The organism is Arthrobacter sp. LjRoot78, from assembly GCF_964254335.1.
Classification (GTDB): Bacteria; Actinomycetota; Actinomycetes; order Actinomycetales; family Micrococcaceae; genus Arthrobacter.
In genome coordinates this window covers 3,572,211-3,587,746 of the sequence record NZ_CAXUTG020000001.1, presented here as the reverse complement: position 1 = coordinate 3,587,746, position 15,536 = coordinate 3,572,211, and the positions used below count along the sequence as shown (strand labels likewise).

At 66.5% G+C, this 15,536-nt stretch carries 15 protein-coding genes; 11 read left to right on the top strand and 4 right to left on the bottom strand.

Features of this window, described 5'->3' with window-relative positions; translation table 11 throughout:
* Nucleotides 1-35 precede the first annotated feature (35 nt).
* From nirB to ACSQ1X_RS16680, 3 genes are all read left to right on the top strand, one after another.
* Nucleotides 36-2,573 carry a nitrite reductase large subunit NirB gene (nirB, locus tag ACSQ1X_RS16690; protein WP_436059355.1) on the top strand — a complete coding sequence of 846 codons (2,538 nt, stop codon included), beginning with the start codon at nt 36-38 and terminating at the stop codon, nt 2,571-2,573.
* Complete coding sequence (locus tag ACSQ1X_RS16685) at nt 2,570-2,887, top strand: Rieske (2Fe-2S) protein (protein ID WP_055804709.1); 318 nt, start codon at nt 2,570-2,572, stop codon at nt 2,885-2,887. Before nirB ends, ACSQ1X_RS16685 begins: the two co-directional genes overlap by 4 nt.
* A gap of 206 nt (nt 2,888-3,093) precedes the next feature.
* Nucleotides 3,094-4,554 (top strand): amino acid permease, encoded by a 1,461-nt coding sequence (locus tag ACSQ1X_RS16680; protein WP_436058476.1) that lies wholly within the window; start codon nt 3,094-3,096, stop codon nt 4,552-4,554.
* A 187-nt stretch (nt 4,555-4,741) separates the two neighbouring features.
* Here the strand turns inward: ACSQ1X_RS16680 and ACSQ1X_RS16675 are convergent, their stop codons facing one another.
* Both ACSQ1X_RS16675 and ACSQ1X_RS16670 read right to left on the bottom strand, forming a co-directional pair.
* Nucleotides 4,742-5,464 (bottom strand): dienelactone hydrolase family protein, encoded by a 723-nt coding sequence (locus ACSQ1X_RS16675; RefSeq protein ID WP_436058475.1) that lies wholly within the window; start codon nt 5,462-5,464, stop codon nt 4,742-4,744.
* Between the two features lie 124 nt (nt 5,465-5,588).
* The gene (locus ACSQ1X_RS16670; RefSeq protein ID WP_011693098.1) at nt 5,589-5,765 is read right to left on the bottom strand and encodes a CsbD family protein; all 177 of its coding nucleotides are present in this window, start codon (nt 5,763-5,765) and stop codon (nt 5,589-5,591) included.
* Between the two features lie 155 nt (nt 5,766-5,920).
* Between ACSQ1X_RS16670 and ACSQ1X_RS16665 the strand changes: the two genes are divergently transcribed.
* The 5 genes from ACSQ1X_RS16665 to ACSQ1X_RS16645 all read left to right on the top strand — a co-directional run bounded on the left by ACSQ1X_RS16665 (nt 5,921) and on the right by ACSQ1X_RS16645 (nt 10,179).
* The gene (locus ACSQ1X_RS16665; RefSeq protein ID WP_055804701.1) at nt 5,921-6,394 is read left to right on the top strand and encodes an SRPBCC family protein; all 474 of its coding nucleotides are present in this window, start codon (nt 5,921-5,923) and stop codon (nt 6,392-6,394) included.
* Entirely contained in the window at nt 6,394-7,101 is a 708-nt protein-coding gene (locus ACSQ1X_RS16660) for a pentapeptide repeat-containing protein (RefSeq protein WP_436058474.1), read from the top strand. Before ACSQ1X_RS16665 ends, ACSQ1X_RS16660 begins: the two co-directional genes overlap by 1 nt.
* A gap of 152 nt (nt 7,102-7,253) precedes the next feature.
* On the top strand, nt 7,254-8,483 hold the full coding sequence (locus tag ACSQ1X_RS16655) for a thiolase family protein (protein ID WP_436058473.1): 1,230 nt from the start codon (nt 7,254-7,256) through the stop codon (nt 8,481-8,483).
* The gene (locus tag ACSQ1X_RS16650) at nt 8,483-9,304 is read left to right on the top strand and encodes an enoyl-CoA hydratase/isomerase family protein (protein ID WP_436058472.1); all 822 of its coding nucleotides are present in this window, start codon (nt 8,483-8,485) and stop codon (nt 9,302-9,304) included. The genes ACSQ1X_RS16655 and ACSQ1X_RS16650 overlap by 1 nt, the downstream gene beginning before the upstream one ends.
* A gap of 2 nt (nt 9,305-9,306) precedes the next feature.
* On the top strand, nt 9,307-10,179 hold the full coding sequence (locus tag ACSQ1X_RS16645; RefSeq protein ID WP_436058471.1) for a 3-hydroxyacyl-CoA dehydrogenase family protein: 873 nt from the start codon (nt 9,307-9,309) through the stop codon (nt 10,177-10,179).
* A gap of 51 nt (nt 10,180-10,230) precedes the next feature.
* Here ACSQ1X_RS16645 and ACSQ1X_RS16640 read toward each other — a convergent pair whose 3' ends face one another.
* Nucleotides 10,231-10,671: an SRPBCC family protein gene (locus ACSQ1X_RS16640; protein ID WP_436058470.1), complete on the bottom strand. Its 441-nt coding sequence runs from the start codon at nt 10,669-10,671 to the stop codon at nt 10,231-10,233.
* Nucleotides 10,672-10,707: 36 nt separating this feature from the next.
* Here ACSQ1X_RS16640 and ACSQ1X_RS16635 point away from each other — a divergent pair, with 36 nt between their 5' ends.
* Nucleotides 10,708-11,316 (top strand): GNAT family N-acetyltransferase, encoded by a 609-nt coding sequence (locus tag ACSQ1X_RS16635; RefSeq protein ID WP_436058469.1) that lies wholly within the window; start codon nt 10,708-10,710, stop codon nt 11,314-11,316.
* Here the strand turns inward: ACSQ1X_RS16635 and ACSQ1X_RS16630 are convergent.
* On the bottom strand, nt 11,313-12,131 hold the full coding sequence (locus ACSQ1X_RS16630; RefSeq protein WP_436058468.1) for an SGNH/GDSL hydrolase family protein: 819 nt from the start codon (nt 12,129-12,131) through the stop codon (nt 11,313-11,315). The genes ACSQ1X_RS16635 and ACSQ1X_RS16630 overlap by 4 nt on opposite strands.
* A gap of 196 nt (nt 12,132-12,327) precedes the next feature.
* Between ACSQ1X_RS16630 and ACSQ1X_RS16625 the strand changes: the two genes are divergently transcribed.
* Together ACSQ1X_RS16625 and ACSQ1X_RS16620 are read left to right on the top strand one after the other, a co-directional pair.
* Nucleotides 12,328-13,041: a tyrosine-protein phosphatase gene (locus tag ACSQ1X_RS16625; protein ID WP_436058467.1), complete on the top strand. Its 714-nt coding sequence runs from the start codon at nt 12,328-12,330 to the stop codon at nt 13,039-13,041.
* 19 nt (nt 13,042-13,060) lie between these two features.
* A complete protein-coding gene (locus ACSQ1X_RS16620; protein ID WP_436058466.1) occupies nt 13,061-15,523 on the top strand; it encodes a trypsin-like serine protease in 2,463 nt (820 codons plus the stop codon).
* The last annotated feature ends 13 nt before the right edge of the window (nt 15,524-15,536 follow it).

Sequence of the window (15,536 nt, the reverse complement as noted above, 5' to 3'; positions counted from 1 at the left end):
CGCAGCCCAAGTCCCAGCACAAAGAACAGCACAGGATGCCCGGGCCCGTTCCCGCGGCGAAAGGCAAGCGGCCGCCGGGAACACCGGACGCCCGCCGCCGGCTGGTAGTGATCGGCAACGGCATGGCCGGTGCCAGGGCGGTGGAGGAGATCCTGGCGCGCGGCGGGGCCGAGCAGTTCACCATCACCATGTTCGGCGACGAGCCCTACGGCAACTACAACCGGATCATGCTCAGCCACGTCCTCTCCGGCGAGGAAAGCGATGCGGACATCTTCCTGAACTCCCTGCACTGGTACCAGGACAACAACATCACGCTGCACGCCGGAGTCCGGGTGGAACGGATCGACCGGTTCACCAAGTACGTCTTCGCCAACAACGGCCACGTGGTTCCCTATGACGTGCTGATCATTGCCACCGGCAGCCAGTCGTTCATGCCGCCGATGGACGGCCTCTACACCCCCAGCGGGTCCATCAAGCCCGGCGTCTTCACCTTCCGCACCATCGATGACACCCGCAACATGGTGAAGCACGCGCAGGTGGAAGACCATCCCTCGGACAGGCGCCGCAGGGCCGTCGTCATCGGCGGCGGACTGTTGGGGCTCGAAGCCGCGCGCGGGCTCCAGAGCCACGGCATCGACGTCGACGTCGTGCACTCCGGCGGGCACCTCATGAACGCCCAGATGGGGCCCGACGGCGGAGCGATCCTCCGCCGGAGCGTCGAGGCCCTGGGCATCCGGGTGCACACCGGGAGCCGCACCACAGCGGTCCTGGGCACGGACAAGGTCACCGGCGTCCGGCTGCGGGACCGGCCGGACATCGACTGCGACATGGTGGTGGTGGCCGCCGGCATCCGCCCCAACGTGGACATCGCCGTCCTGAGCGGACTGCATGTGGAACGCGCCATTGTGGTGGATGACCAGCTGCGCGTGGTGGACGAGGACGACATCTACGCCGTGGGCGAATGCGTCCAGCACCGAGGGGAGGTCTACGGGCTGGTGGCGCCGCTGTGGGAGCAGGCCGTGGTGCTCGCCAACCACGTCACGGGCGCGGACTCCGCTGCGGCCTACCTCGGCTCCCGGATCGCCACCAAACTCAAGGTTGCCGGCGTCGAAGTCGCCTCCATGGGCCTGCAGGGCCCCGAACGGGAGACGGACGAGCACATCGTGTTCTCCGAGCCCAGCCGCGGGGTGTTCAAGTCCATCGTCATCCGGGACAACAAGATGGTGGGCGCCACGCTCCTCGGTGACAGCCGCAAGGTGGCCTACCTGACCCAGGCCTTCGACCAGGGGCTGCCGCTGCCGGAGGAGCGGATCTCGCTGATGTTCGATCTGGGCGGCCCCGGGGAGGAACAGGGCGTGGCCGAGCTCGGCGACGACGCGCAGGTCTGCAACTGCAACGGCGTCAGCAAGAAATCCCTGGTGGATGTGGTCAAAGGCGGGTGCAACACCGTGGCCGGAGCCATGGACGCCACCAGGGCCGGCAAGGGCTGCGGTTCCTGCAAGCTGCTGGTGAAGCAGGTGGTGGAATGGGCGGCCGACGGCGACGTGGCGGAGGACCCGGCCGCCAGCTACTACGTCCCGGGCATCCCGTTGGACAAGCCCTCGCTGATGGCGGCCATCCGCAAGCAGGGGCTCCGCTCTGTGTCCTCAGTGTTCGCCGCGCTGGCGCCGGGCAGCGCGGAGGATGCGAAATCCAAGATGGGCCTGGCGTCGCTGATGAAGATGATGCTCGGGGACCAGTACATCGACGAGCGGGACGCGCGGTTCATCAACGACCGCGTCCACGCCAACATCCAGCGTGACGGCACGTTCTCCGTGGTGCCGCAGATGAAGGGCGGCGTGACCTCCGTGCAGCAGCTGCGCCGGATTGCCGACGTCGCCGAAAAGCACAACATCCCGCTGATCAAGCTGACCGGCGGGCAGCGCATCGACCTGCTGGGGGTGCCCAAGGAGGACCTGCCGCAGGTCTGGGCGGACCTGGACATGCCGTCCGGCTACGCCTACGGGAAGAGCTTCCGCACGGTCAAGACATGCGTGGGCAAGGACTTCTGCCGCTACGGAACCGGCGATTCCACCAGGCTCGGCATCGACATCGAGTCACGGTTCCAGGGAATCGAGGCGCCGGCCAAACTTAAGCTGGCGGTGTCCGGCTGCCCGCGGAACTGCGCCGAGTCGCTGGTCAAGGACGTCGGTGTGGTTGCCGTGGAAGGCGGCCGCTGGGAAATCTATGTCGGGGGAGCGGCCGGCGCCCACATCCGCAAGGGCGACTTGCTGGCCACCGTTGACGACCCTGAGGAGGTCAAGGTGCTGACCGGCCGGTTCATGCAGTACTACCGGGAGAACGCCAACTGGCTGGAGCGCACTTACGCGTTCGTGCCGCGGGTGGGAATCGACCACATCCGGGCAGTGGTGGTGGACGATGCCGAGGGCCTTGCAGCCGGGCTGGACGCCGCCATGCAGGCCTCCGTGGACAGCTACGTGGATCCCTGGACCGAACGCGACGATCCGCTCACGCCCGGACAGTTCCGCACCTCGCTGCCGCTCACGGTGCTGCCACAGGTCCCGGTCCGATGAGCGCGGGATTCAACCTCGGCCCTGTCGAGCAGGTGCCGTTCGGGGAGGGCCGGGCGTTCGGCGTCGACGGCGAACAGGTGGCGGTGTTCCGGCTCCGCGACGGCAGCCTGCGGGCGCTGTCCGCTGTCTGCCCGCACAAGGGCGGTCCGATCGCGGACGGCACCATCGACCAGAGTGTGGTGATCTGCCCGCTGCACCAGAATGCCTTTGAGCTGGACACCGGCTGCTCCACTACCGGCGCCGAACCTCTGACCAGCTATGACGTCCAAATCGACAATCACCAGAATATTATTCTGCGAACATCCTCCAGGTAGGGGAATTAGTTCGGCATGACTCCTTCCAGCTGTTGTCTGCGTCACTGATGGTTCTGCCGGCCTTGTAAACTGGGGAGGCCGCGCGAACTTCGACGCTTTGTGAGTTTTGTCCGGATAATTGCCCCAAACGGGGGATAAACCCGAATTATCTGTACAAAAACTCCGCGTTCCTGAGCCGGCCATCCCCCGACCCACAAGGAACAGTTGTGCCACAAAGTACCCCCACAGAACTCGAGAGCCCGACGGTGCAATCCACCGTCGTCGACTCCACCCTCAGCGCCGAGGGCTACAAGAAGTCCCTGAGCGGCCGCCAGGTCACCATGATCGCCATGGGCGGCGCCATCGGTGTCGGCCTCTTCATGGGCGCCGGCGGACGGCTGGCCTCCACCGGCCCCGCGCTGATCTTCTCCTACGCCATCGCGGGTGTCATCGCGTACCTGCTGATGCGTGCCCTCGGCGAGCTCATCATGTACCGCCAGACATCGGGTTCCTTCGTCAGCTATGCCGGCGAAATGTTCGGCAAAAAGGGCGCGTACCTGTCCGGCTGGATGTATTTCATCAACTGGGCCATGACCGGCATCGCCGAGCTCATCGCGATCGGACTGTATTTCCAGTTCTTCTTCCCCAACGTGCCCGTTGAACTGTCCGCCATCGCAGCGCTGCTGCTGCTGGTGGGCGTCAACCTCCTGAGCGTCAAGGCGTTCGGCGAATTCGAATTCTGGGCCTCCTGCCTCAAGGTCGGCGCCATCGTCATCTTCCTGGCCGTGGGCACCTTCATGGTGGTCACCAACGCCCAGGTGGGCGACGGCCACGCATCGGTCAACAACCTCTTCGCGGCCGAAGGCGGAATGTTCCCCAAGGGCGCGCTCGTCATGATCCTGGTCCTGAATGCCGTGATCTTCGCCTACAACGGCATTGAACTCGTCGGCATCACGGCCGGCGAAATGCAGGACCCTGCCAAGGAAGTCCCCAAGGCGATCCGCGCCGTCGTGTTCCGCATCGTCGTCTTCTACGTCGGTTCCGTGACCCTCCTGGCCATGCTGCTGCCGTCTGACCAGTACGTGGCCGGCACCTCGCCGTTCGTCACGGTGTTCGGCCAGATGGGCCTCGGCTGGATGGGCGACGTCATGAACATGATCGTCATCACCGCCGCCCTGTCCTCCTGCAACTCGGGCCTGTACTCGATCGGCCGGATCTTCCGCACCATGGCCAACAACGGCCACGCCCCGGAGTGGCTGACCCGGATGTCCAAGAGCCACGTGCCGTACGCCGCCATCCTGGCCATCGGTGCGGTGTACCTCGTGGGCATTCTGCTCAACATCTGGCTGGGCGGCTCGCACGCCTTCGACCTGGCGCTCAACTCGGCGTCGATCGGCGTGATTTTCACCTGGGGTGCCATCTTCGCCAGCCAGATCGCGCTGCGCAAGAAGAAGGGCAAGGTCTCCTCGCTGCCCGCGCCGGGCGGAACCTGGAGCAGCTGGGCCGGCCTGGTTGCCCTGCTGGCCATCACGGTGCTGATCGGTTTCGACACCATGACCAGCAAGACCGGCGAGGTCTTCCACCTCGGCCTCTGGACCCTGGCCACCATCCCGTTCTTCGCCCTGGTGCTGTGGCTCGGCTGGCAGAAGGTCAGGAACAACGAACCGAAGAGCGAGCTCTTCAGCTAACGCTTGTCACCAAGGCAGTACGACGACGGCGGCGGTCACCTTCCACGGTGGCCGCCGCCGTCGTCGTTCCCCAGGTGTGAGCGCGAACGGACACTTGAGGCCCCTGTGAGAAGCGCGAACGGACACTTGAGGCCCCTGCGCAGGGCCTCAAGTGTCCGTTCGCGCCCGGGGGTCAGTCCTTCAGGTCCTAGTCCTTCAGATACCGGGCGAAGTGGTCTTCGATCCGCTGCCAGGCTTCCACCGCAGCTTCCGGGTCCGGCTTGACGCCCATGACCCGGAACAGCGGCCGCAGCAGGCGGGGGCCTTCCTCGGCGTCGTTCATGAACGCGTGCCCGGCGCCGTCGAATTCCTTGATGTCGTGTTCGATGCCCAGCTTGTCCAGCGCGGTTTCCAGTTTCGCTGCTGCGCCGGGCAGGGAGCGGTCCGCCTTGCCGAAATTGCCCACCACGGGGCAGGCGCCGAGCAGCGCTTCTTCCGGGTTCCTGGGCAGCCTGCCGTAATTGACGGCCGCGGCGTTGAAACCGTTCTTGGCGATCAGCAGTGCGAAGCCGCCGCCCATGCAGAAGCCGATGACCCCGATCTTGCCGTTGGTGCGCCCCGACTTTTCCAGCCAGTCCCGCGCTGCGGCCAGGTCCGCGAAGGCTTTGCCCGAGCCGGACAGGAGCGAGCCCATGGTGGAGACCAGGCAGCGCCGCGCTCCGCCGTCGCTGAAGAGGTCCACCGCCAGGGTCAGGTACCCGGCGGCTGCCAGCCGGTCCGCTTGGCGTCGTGCAATATCGTTGAGGCCGAACGCTTCATGGATCATCACGACTGCGGGAAACGGGCCCGTTCCTGCCGGTTCCGCCAGGTATCCGCGGAGGTTGCGGGAGCCCTCTGAAGTGCCGGGCCCGCTGAGGTCGATAATCGTCATGGGGGCGGACCTTCCGTTGGCGGTTGCTATCCACCCGAGAATCTCACAAAAACGGCGGGCATCCCCCAAAGGAATGCCCGCCGCGTTGCCCGCGGCAGCGGCCGAAGCCACCGCCTGGGATGCTCTAGTCTCTTTTGAACTCGTCCTTCACGTTTTCGCCAACTTTCTTGGCGTCAGCAACAACCTGGTCCTTCTGACCCTCTGCGCGCAGACGGTCATTGTCCGTGGCGTTGCCGGCCGCTTCCTTGGCCTTGCCGCCGAGGTGCTCTGCTTCGTTCTGAATTTTGTCGCCGATACCCATGGTGTATTCCACCTCTCGTTGCCGGTTAAAAAACTAAGCGGTTTCACCATAACACAAAGCATGCTTACTAATTCAAGAAGTGAATCCACCACGTGGGACGGTCCGGTCGGCGTCGCCCGTGACGGTTGTCGGCGATGCCGGATAGGCTCGAAGGCATGGACCACAAGACCACCCTCACGCGTCACGTCAATGCCCGCCCGGACAAAGTGTGGGCCGTGATCTCGGACATCCCGGGCTCCGCTGCCACCCTCTCAGGAGTGGACTCTGTCCAGATGCTCAGCGAGGGAGGGTACGGCGAAGGCACACGGTGGAAGGAAACCCGCACCATGATGGGCCGGGCCGAGACTGTGGAAATGTGGGTGTCCCAGGCCGAACCGCCGTCGTCCGCCAGGGCCGGCACCACTACCGTCAAGGCGCTCCAGGGCGGCGCGGATTACACCACGCGGTTTATTCTTGCCGAGCGCGACGGCGGGACGGACCTTACGCTGACCTTTGGCGCCCAGGTGGTCAAACCCACCGTCCTGAGCAAGGTCATGATGGCCCTCTTCGGCAAGATCGGCATGAGCATCACCCGGAAGGCGCTCGCCAAGGACCTTGCCGACATTGCGGCCAAGGCCGAGTCCCTCTGATGGCGGGCAGGCAGGCCGCAGGAAGTGCCACCGGAGGACGGGCGGCCGCAGGAAAAGCGCCCAAGGTGACAGCGCCGCGGCTTTCACCGGTGAGGCTCGAGGAGCTCAGGGATGAACCCGCCCCGGACTTCCAGCGGGGTGAGCGGTACGACGGCCTCAGGTTCAGCCGAGCCGACGCCGACGGCCTTGAACTGAGCGGCACGGACTTCGCCGAGTGTGAATTCGAAGGGGCATCATTCAACGAGACGCAGCTGCGCGGAGCGACGTTCCGGGACTGCATCCTTGCCGACGTCTACGCCCCGGTGTTTACCGCCGCGCGGGCCACGCTGCGTGATGTGGAGATCGGCAATCCCCGGTGGGGTTCCGCGGAGCTGTACGAGAGTGGCTGGACCTCGGTACGGATCGACGGCGGAAAACTGGACTACGTCAACCTGCGCGGCTCCAGGCTGACAGACGTGCAGATCAGCGACTGCATCATCAGCGAGCTGGACCTGGGCTCCGTGACGGGTACCAGGGTGGCGCTGAAGAACTGCACTATCGGCACCCTTGACCTTGCCGGCGCGAAGCTCAAGGACTTCGACCTGCGCGGCACCGACTTCCGGACCATCAATGGACTCGAGAGCCTGGCCGGCGTGGTGATCGACGACTACCAGCTGAGCCTGCTGGCCCCGCTCCTCGCAGCGCATCTCGGCGTCACCGTTCTCTAGCCTCCGGAGGGGCGGGGGGCGGGTTGCTGCGTAATCCGGTTGACCCCTTGCGGCCGCAGTGTAATCTTTATAGAACGAACGGTCGGTAAATTGAGCCCCGTGCTCTGGCCGCCGCAGATGACATTGCCGTTAATCGCGTGAAGGGTGTTTCCATGGCCTCATCAGTAGCAGGACCGCAGGCATTTCTGGTGGGCGGTGCCCGGACACCGGTGGGCCGCTACGGAGGCGCGCTTTCCGCCGTGCGCCCGGACGACCTTGCCGCCCTCGTGGTCCGCGAAGCCGTCACCCGCGCAGGCCTTGACCCCGATTCGATCGACGAGGTAATCCTCGGCAACGCCAACGGCGCCGGAGAGGAAAACCGCAACGTGGCCCGCATGGCCACCCTGCTCGCGGGCCTGCCTCTCCACATCCCCGGCATCACCGTTAATCGGCTGTGCGCCTCCGGCCTGAGCGCCATCATCATGGCCAGCCAGATGATCAAGTCCGGCGCTGCGGACATCGTGATCGCCGGCGGCGTGGAGTCGATGAGCCGGGCGCCCTGGGTTCAGGAAAAGCCGCAGACGGCCTTCGCCAAGCCCGGCGCCATCTTCGACACCTCCATCGGCTGGCGCTTCGCCAACCCGCTGTTCCAGAAGGGCGAGCTGTCCCGCGACGGCAAAATGACCTACTCCATGCCCGAAACGGCCGAGGAAGTGGGCCGCCTTGACGGAATCTCCCGCGAAGACGCCGACGCCTTCGCCGTCCGCTCGCACGAACGCTCGCTCGCGGCCATCGCCGCCGGCCGGTTCAAGGACGAAATCGTCCCCGTGACGGTCAAGACCCGCAAGGGCGAAACGGTGGTGGACACCGATGAAGGCCCCCGTGCCGGCACCACCATGGACGTCCTCGCCGGGCTCCGCCCCGTGGTCAAGGGCGGCTCGATCGTCACCGCAGGCAACTCCTCCACGCTGAACGACGGCGCCTCCGCCATCATTGTCGCGTCCGAAGCGGCCATCCAGAAGCTCGGCCTCACCCCGCGGGCCCGCATCGTCGACGGCGCCTCCGCCGGCTGCGAACCGGAGATCATGGGCATCGGCCCCGTCCCCGCCACCCAGAAAGTGCTGGGCCGGAGCGGCTACAGCGTGGCCGACCTCGGCGCCGTCGAACTCAACGAAGCCTTTGCCACCCAGTCGCTGGCCAGCATGCGCCGGCTCGGGCTGGACCCGGAGATCGTGAACCGCGACGGCGGCGCCATCAGCCTGGGGCATCCGCTCGGTTCCAGCGGCTCACGGATCGCCATCACCCTGCTGGGCCGGATGGAACGCGAGGACGCCAAGATGGGCCTCGCCACCATGTGTATCGGCGTCGGCCAGGGCACCGCGATGCTGCTGGAGCGCGTGTAATGTCGGCCCCGGAAAGCGCGAACGGACACTTGAGCACCACTGACTTCAAAACCCTCCTCGTCGAGGAGCGTGACGACCGCGTGGTGGTGCTCCTCAACCGCCCCGAAGTCCGGAACGCCATCGACCAGCAGATGGTGGACGAACTCCACGCCGTCTGCGCCGCGCTTGAGCAGAACCCCAAGGTGCTCATCATCGCCGGCACAGACGGTGTGTTCGCCTCGGGCGCGGACATCGCCCAGCTGCGTGAACGGCGCCGGGACGACGCCCTCCAAGGCATCAACTCCACGATCTTCGTCCGGATCGCCAAGCTGCCCATGCCCGTCATTGCGGCCCTGGACGGCTACTGCCTGGGCGGCGGCGCGGAGCTCGCGTACGCCGCGGACTTCCGGATCGGCACGCCCAGCGTGCGCATCGGCAATCCGGAGACGGGCCTGGGCATCCTCGCCGCGGCCGGCGCAAGCTGGCGGCTGAAGGAGCTGGTGGGCGAACCCGTTGCCAAGCAGATCCTGCTGGCCGGACTGGTGCTGCGTGCTGAGCAGGCCCTCGCCGTCAACCTCATCACCGAGATCCACGAGGCACCGGTGCTGATGGACGGCGCCCACAGCCTCGCCGACCGTATTGCGCGACAGGATCCGCTGGCCGTGCGGATCACCAAATCCGTGTTCCACGCACCGGCCGAGGCGCACCCGTTGATCGACCAGCTGGCACAGGGGATCCTTTTCGAATCCCAGGCGAAGTTCGACCGGATGCAGGCTTTCCTGGATAAGAAAACAGATAAGAAAACAGTCAAGAATTCAGACCAATCAGACGGGACGAAGTAACCATGGGCAATTCCGTACTTCCGGCGGGCCTTCCCGCAACTGTGGGCGTCCTCGGCGGCGGCCGGATGGGGGCGGGCATCGCCCACGCCTTCCTGATCAACGGTGCCAACGTCCTGGTGGTGGAACGGGACGAAGCCTCGGCCGAAGCCGCCCGGGAAAGCGTGGAGTCCGCCGCGGCCAAGAGCATCGAGCGCGGCGCCACGGACGGCAACCTTGACGAGATGGTCTCCAGGCTCTCCGTCACTGTTGACTACGACGACTTCAAGGACCGCCAACTGGTGGTGGAAGCCGTTCCGGAGGACTGGGACCTGAAGGTGGCGTCCCTGCGCGGAATCGAGGAGCGCCTCGCCGCAGACGCCTACCTCGCCTCCAACACGTCCTCGCTGTCAGTTAACGGACTGGCCAAAGAGCTTAAGCGTCCGGGGAACTTCCTGGGCCTGCATTTCTTCAACCCGGTTCCGGCGTCCACGCTGATCGAAGTGGTGCTTGGCGAGCGGACGTCACCGGAGTTGGCTACCGCAGCGAAAAGGTGGGTTGAGGCGCTCGGCAAGACCGCCGTCGTCGTCAATGATGCTCCCGGTTTTGCCTCGTCACGCCTGGGCGTGGCCATTGCCTTGGAAGCGATGCGCATGGTGGAGGAAGGCGTCGCGTCCGCCGAAGACATCGACAACGCCATGGTGCTGGGCTACAAGCACCCCACCGGACCGCTGCGGACCACGGACATCGTGGGACTGGACGTCCGGCTGGGCATCGCGGAATACCTGCAGTCGACCCTGGGGGAGCGCTTTGTTCCGCCGCAGATCCTGCGCGACAAAGTGTCCCGCGGCGAACTGGGACGGAAGACCGGCAAGGGCTTCTTCGACTGGCCGGCCTAGCGTCCGACGGCGGCGTTCCCGCCTGGCGTGGGCGGCTGAGCGCCCGGCTGCCTAGTGCCCGGCCCGCGCGTCGAGCGCGGACTTCAGGCCGTCCAAGGCGGGATCCCGCAGTGACATGAATGCCGGCTTCATGAACGGTTCGATGATCCTCAGGGCACCCTTGAGCTGGAACTGCGCCGTGTACTTCACCGTGCAGCCGGTCCCGTCGGGTGTGGCGTCGATGGAGTCCTCGGAAATGACGGTCTTGTTTTCGCCCCGCAGCTTGATGTGGTTCCGGGTCAGCTCCACCACCTCGTAGATGAGCGTCTGCCGTTTGCCCCGGAATTCGGCTTCGGCGTGGTACCGGTGGCCCACGGCGACGGGACCCTCGGAGAGCTTCTTGACCACCGGGGTCCCGGGATCCCATTCAGCGGTGTTCTCGAACGCTGACAGGTAGGTGAAGGCTTCCTCTGCCCGGAGGGGAGAGCTGACGGTTCCCGCTACTGTGATCATGCCGACAGCCTAGCCGCTGCGCCCTAGGATGGTGCGGTGACTTCCATTGAACCCATCACGCTGACCGGTCAACACGTCGTCCTCGAGCCGTTGAGCCACGCGCATCACGACGGCCTGGTGGAGGCTGCCCGGGACGGTGAGCTCTGGAAGCTCTGGTATACGAGCGTGCCCACCCCGGAGGGCATGGCTGCAGAGATCGACCGCCGGCTCGGACTCCAGGAGCTGGGCTCCATGCTCCCGTTCACCGCGCGCCTTGTTGACCCGGCCACCGGCGGTCCCGGCCGCGTGATCGGGATGACCACGTACATGAACATCGACGCCGCCACTCCCCGCGTGGAGATCGGCTCCACCTGGAACGCGGCTTCTTCGCACGGCACAGGGACCAACCCGGACTCCAAACTGCTGCTCCTGCGGCACGCCTTTGAAACCCTGGGGTGCCCGGCGGTTGAGTTCCGGACCCACTGGCTCAACCACCAGTCCCGCGAGGCGATTGCGCGGCTCGGAGCCAAACAGGACGGCGTGCTGCGCAGCCACTCCAGGACCGCTGACGGGCAGCTCAGGGACACCGTGGTGTTCTCGATCCTGGAGCACGAGTGGCCCATGGTCCGCGCCGGCCTGGAGTTCAGGCTGGCCAAGCAGCGCTAGGGGGTTGGCGTGGAGTAGGCTCCAGCTTCGGCCAGGGCTGCATTATAGGCCAGGTAACCGGCGGCGTTGGGGTGGTAGGCATCTATTGGACCCGCTCCGGGGCCGTTGATCCACGGCTCCCCGGACCCGATTCCGTGACGGAAGAAGGCCGGAGCTACATCGACATACGTGGCACCCCCGTCCTCGACGGCGTTTTTGATAGCAAGGTTCAGGCCTAATGTGAGCTGGTTGGCAATGACCTCTGCGGGAACTGTCGGTGAGTGGAAGAGCAAAGGGTAGCCGGTCACGTAGACACGGGCATCAAGTGCTTTGTTTTTCACCGTGCTCACCATGGTTAGCAGGCTTTGGTAGAGGGGGCCTGAGTCTAGACTTGCCTGGGCAAGGACGATCGAGCGTTCTTGGAGCCCCAGCAGGCACGCAAGGCTGGTGGGATCAGGTGTGCAGTCCGCGAGCAAGCCGGTCGTGTCGAGGTTGTTGCCGCCTGCCGTGATGGTCACAACCTCAACGCTCTTATTCAGCCGTTCGAGCTGCGTGGACACAACCACGTCCGTTGTTGCTCCCGCGCACGCCGCGTTGACGGCAAGGCGCACGGTCTTCTTCGCAATGGCGTCGGCCGGATAGCTGAGTGAGCTGCGGTAGCACGAATCCAAGTACGATCCCGCACCCTGTCCGGCCGCGAAAGAGTCGCCCAGCGCCACATAGGAAAGGGCAGGTGCCGCACCCGCCGGCCCCGCCGCGGTTCCCATTGCCAGCGCCACTGTTGCCAAACCGGCCGCGAATGCCGCGCGCCGCCGTCGTAATTTCCGGTCACTCATCAGTTTCCCCTTTGTTCTGAACTGTGCACCGGGGCTGCGGAGCCACGGGCCGCGGCCAGGCCGCAAGTACGCCCAACGGTACGCTGACGCCTGCCCGCCGGACACGGGCCGGAGTACCCGTTTATTTGCCGGACGCCACTCTAAACTTCAGCCGTTACGCGTGCCGGATGTCGGGGGTCTGTGGTTAGCTGTCTGGATGGAACAGCCTGGACAGCCCGTGCACTGGGACGGAGCCGTGAACGCCTGGCGCATTTCGGGCAGCGTCTTCCGCATGGGGCGCCGGGAATGGGTCACCGAGTCGGGCTGGAAACAGGCGTACGACGACGGCGTCCGCACCGTGATCGACCTCCGGAACCCGTCGGAACAAGGGCTGAGGGACACCGACCCCGAGGTGAGCGCGGAGGTGCTGGCGGCGTTCGACGTGGTGCACGCCCCCACCGAGGACCCGCACCACCCGGAGTTCAAAGAACTATGCTTCCCCTACTTGAACGATCCGGCCTGCTACGCGGCCAACGCCCGGCTGTTCCCGGACAAACTTGCGGCCGTCTTTAGGTCGATAGCCGCGGCCCCCGCCGGCGTAGTGATCCACTGCTCGGCCGGGCGGGACCGCAGCGGAATGATCGCCGCCATGCTCCAGGATCTCACCGGTGCCGGAGACCACGAGATCGTGGCCGGCTACCAGGCTGCCATGCGGGGCATCAACGAACGCCACCGGACAGTCGGTCCGCCCCACAAACATGAGCGCTACCTGGATGAGGACGCTTTGGTGCCACTACTGGAGAAACGCGGCGGCGGAGCCCTGAAATTCGTCCGGGGGCTGGACACCCGAAACTACCTTTTGCGGCACGGGATCACCCCGGCCGAGTTGGCTGCCATCCAGTCGCGGCTGGCAAGCAGGGTGACGACGTGAACACACTATGGGGGACACCTTGACGCTTCATTCCGGCCGGCATCCGTTCAACCGCGCCCTGGCACTGGCCGCAACGGCCTCCCTGGCGTTCGGCGCCACCTTCCTCGCGGTTCCCGCCGTCGCCGAGTCCGGTCCTCCGGTCCCCGATCCTTCGGCATCGGCTCCGGTTTCGACGTCGGCGCCCGCCGCGGGCGGTTCCGCACCCGCAATCAGCGACGCAGGCCTGACGGAGGCCGTTCTCCGCGACCTGGGCATGACGCTGGAACAGTTCAACGCGGCCGGTGACCAGGGCAAACGCGCGGCCGACGCCGTTGCCTCCCTGCGGGCGTTGCCCGGCTATGTGGGAATCAGCTTGAAAAACGGCCGGATTGTGGTCGAAGGGGGCGGCCCCGAGCTTGAAGCCCGGGTGGCTGAACTGAATGCGGCCGGACCTGGCGATTTTGTGCTGGTGGCTGCCACGACGACTGCGGCCGCTGCGCCGGCTGTGGCATCCGCGCCGCCTGTCGCCGCTGCGCCGCTTGTCGGCGCTGCGAAGCCGCAGCCGGCCGCCCCGGAACGTTTCGCGGCCAGCACCGACCAGCTGTTCAAGGACTACGTCCGCGAGGTGGGTGCCGAAGGCCTTCAGGCAGTGGCCTACGCCAACGGCAGCTTCGTGATCCGCACCGGCGGCACCAACCAGCCGGAGGCCGGCGGCACCCCGGCGAACACCGTGGCTCCCGGAACCCCAGCGGCTTCGCCCTCGCCGTCGGAATTCGTGGCGCGCTACACCAACGTCCGGCTCGAGCAAGGCGCACCGCTAGCCCCCGAGGAGGACCTCTTCGGCGGGCAGGGCTACGTCCTCAACAACGGCATCATCTGCTCCGCCGGCTATGGCGCATACAGCCCGGAGGGTGAGCCGCTGGTCCTCACAGCAGGCCACTGCACCGAAGACGGCACCCTTTCCACGGCAAACCTGGAGCGTCCGGCATCACCGGCAAACACACTGCTGGGTGCCCTCGGCTTCAGCCAGTTCGGCGGGCCGGGCAACTCCTGGATCACCGGAGACGAAGCCAACCCCGGAAACGTCGGCACGGACATCGCGGTCATTGAGGGCATCCGGCCGGGCGTCGAGGTCCAGCCAGCAGCCAGCCGCTGGGACGCACCCACGGATCCCGGATCCACGGCCGTGAAGATCATCGGAACCGCCTCGCCGTCGCCGGGGCAGGCAGTCTGCCGCTCCGGCCGTACGGCCGGCTGGTCCTGCGGCACCGTGGACGAGGTGGGCATCTACGTCGTGGGCGGGTTCACCACGGACCCGGCCGACCTCCGGGCCTTCCGCGGTTTCCTGTCCACCTCCGTGCAGTCCAGCGGCGGCGACTCCGGCGGACCCTGGATCAGCGGCAACTTCGCCGTCGGCACACACTCCGCGGGGGACCAGGTGGTTGCCGGCCAGCCGATCAACAACTTCGCCGTGGCCACCACCCTGGAGGACGCCATGACCCGGCTTCCCGGCGTCCAGCTCCAGCTGTTCCTCAACAAACCCTCCCTCACGAGTCCGGCTGACGGCGCCGGTGTGGCGCTCGGCCAGCCCATCACCGGGCAGGTCCCTGCGGCCCCGGCCTCCGCGGTAGCCGCCGGTTCTAAGGTGCGCATCACCGTGCTCGGCGAGGCGCCGATGGACGTCCCCGTGGACGCCTCGGGGCAGTGGCAGTTCACCGCTCCCTCCCCGGCGGGCCGGCTGCGATTCACAGCGGAAACCGTCAACGGCTTCAGCCATTCCGGCGCCAGCTCGTTCGACGTCACGGTGCTGCCGGCCGAGCTGCCGGCACCCGTCATTTCGACGCCGGGAGAGGCCGCAGCACTCACGGCACTCGAGCGCATTGCAGGAACCGGAACCCCCGGTGCCAGGGTGGAGCTCTCCGGTGACGCCACCGGGCAGGCGGTGGTGGGGCCCGACGGCACCTGGGCTGTACCCGTCACCGGTCCCGCAAGGTTCGGCTCGTTCACCGTCACGGCAGTGCAGACCGCCGGCGGCGCCGCCGACAGCCCGGCGGCAAACCGGACGTTCACGGTAGTACCGCCGTCGCCCGCGGTTGCGAACATCCAGAACGGCCAGCATTTCGCCCACGACGCGGTTCCCCAGCGGATCACCGGTTCAGCGCTGAAGGGCGCGGCGGTTACCGTCACAGTGGACGGCGCCGCAGCAGTGCAGACTGCGGATGGCACATGGAGCTCGCCGGTTCCGGCTGGGCTCGGGGCCGGAGCCCACACGCTTGCAGTCAGCCAGACGGTCGACGGCGTTGCCTCGGCGCCGGTGAACCTCACCTTCGTGGTTGACCCGGCGCCCGTGATTGTTCCCGCCGCGATCACCCCGGCGGGCGTTTCGGGTCAGCTGCCGGCCACCGGCGCCGACGGCCTGCTCACTGCGGCCGGCATCGGGGCGGGCGTACTGCTCCTCGGCGGCGCCGCGCTGGTCCTTGCCAGGCGGCGCTCCCGCCGCTGAGCCGTCCTCCAGG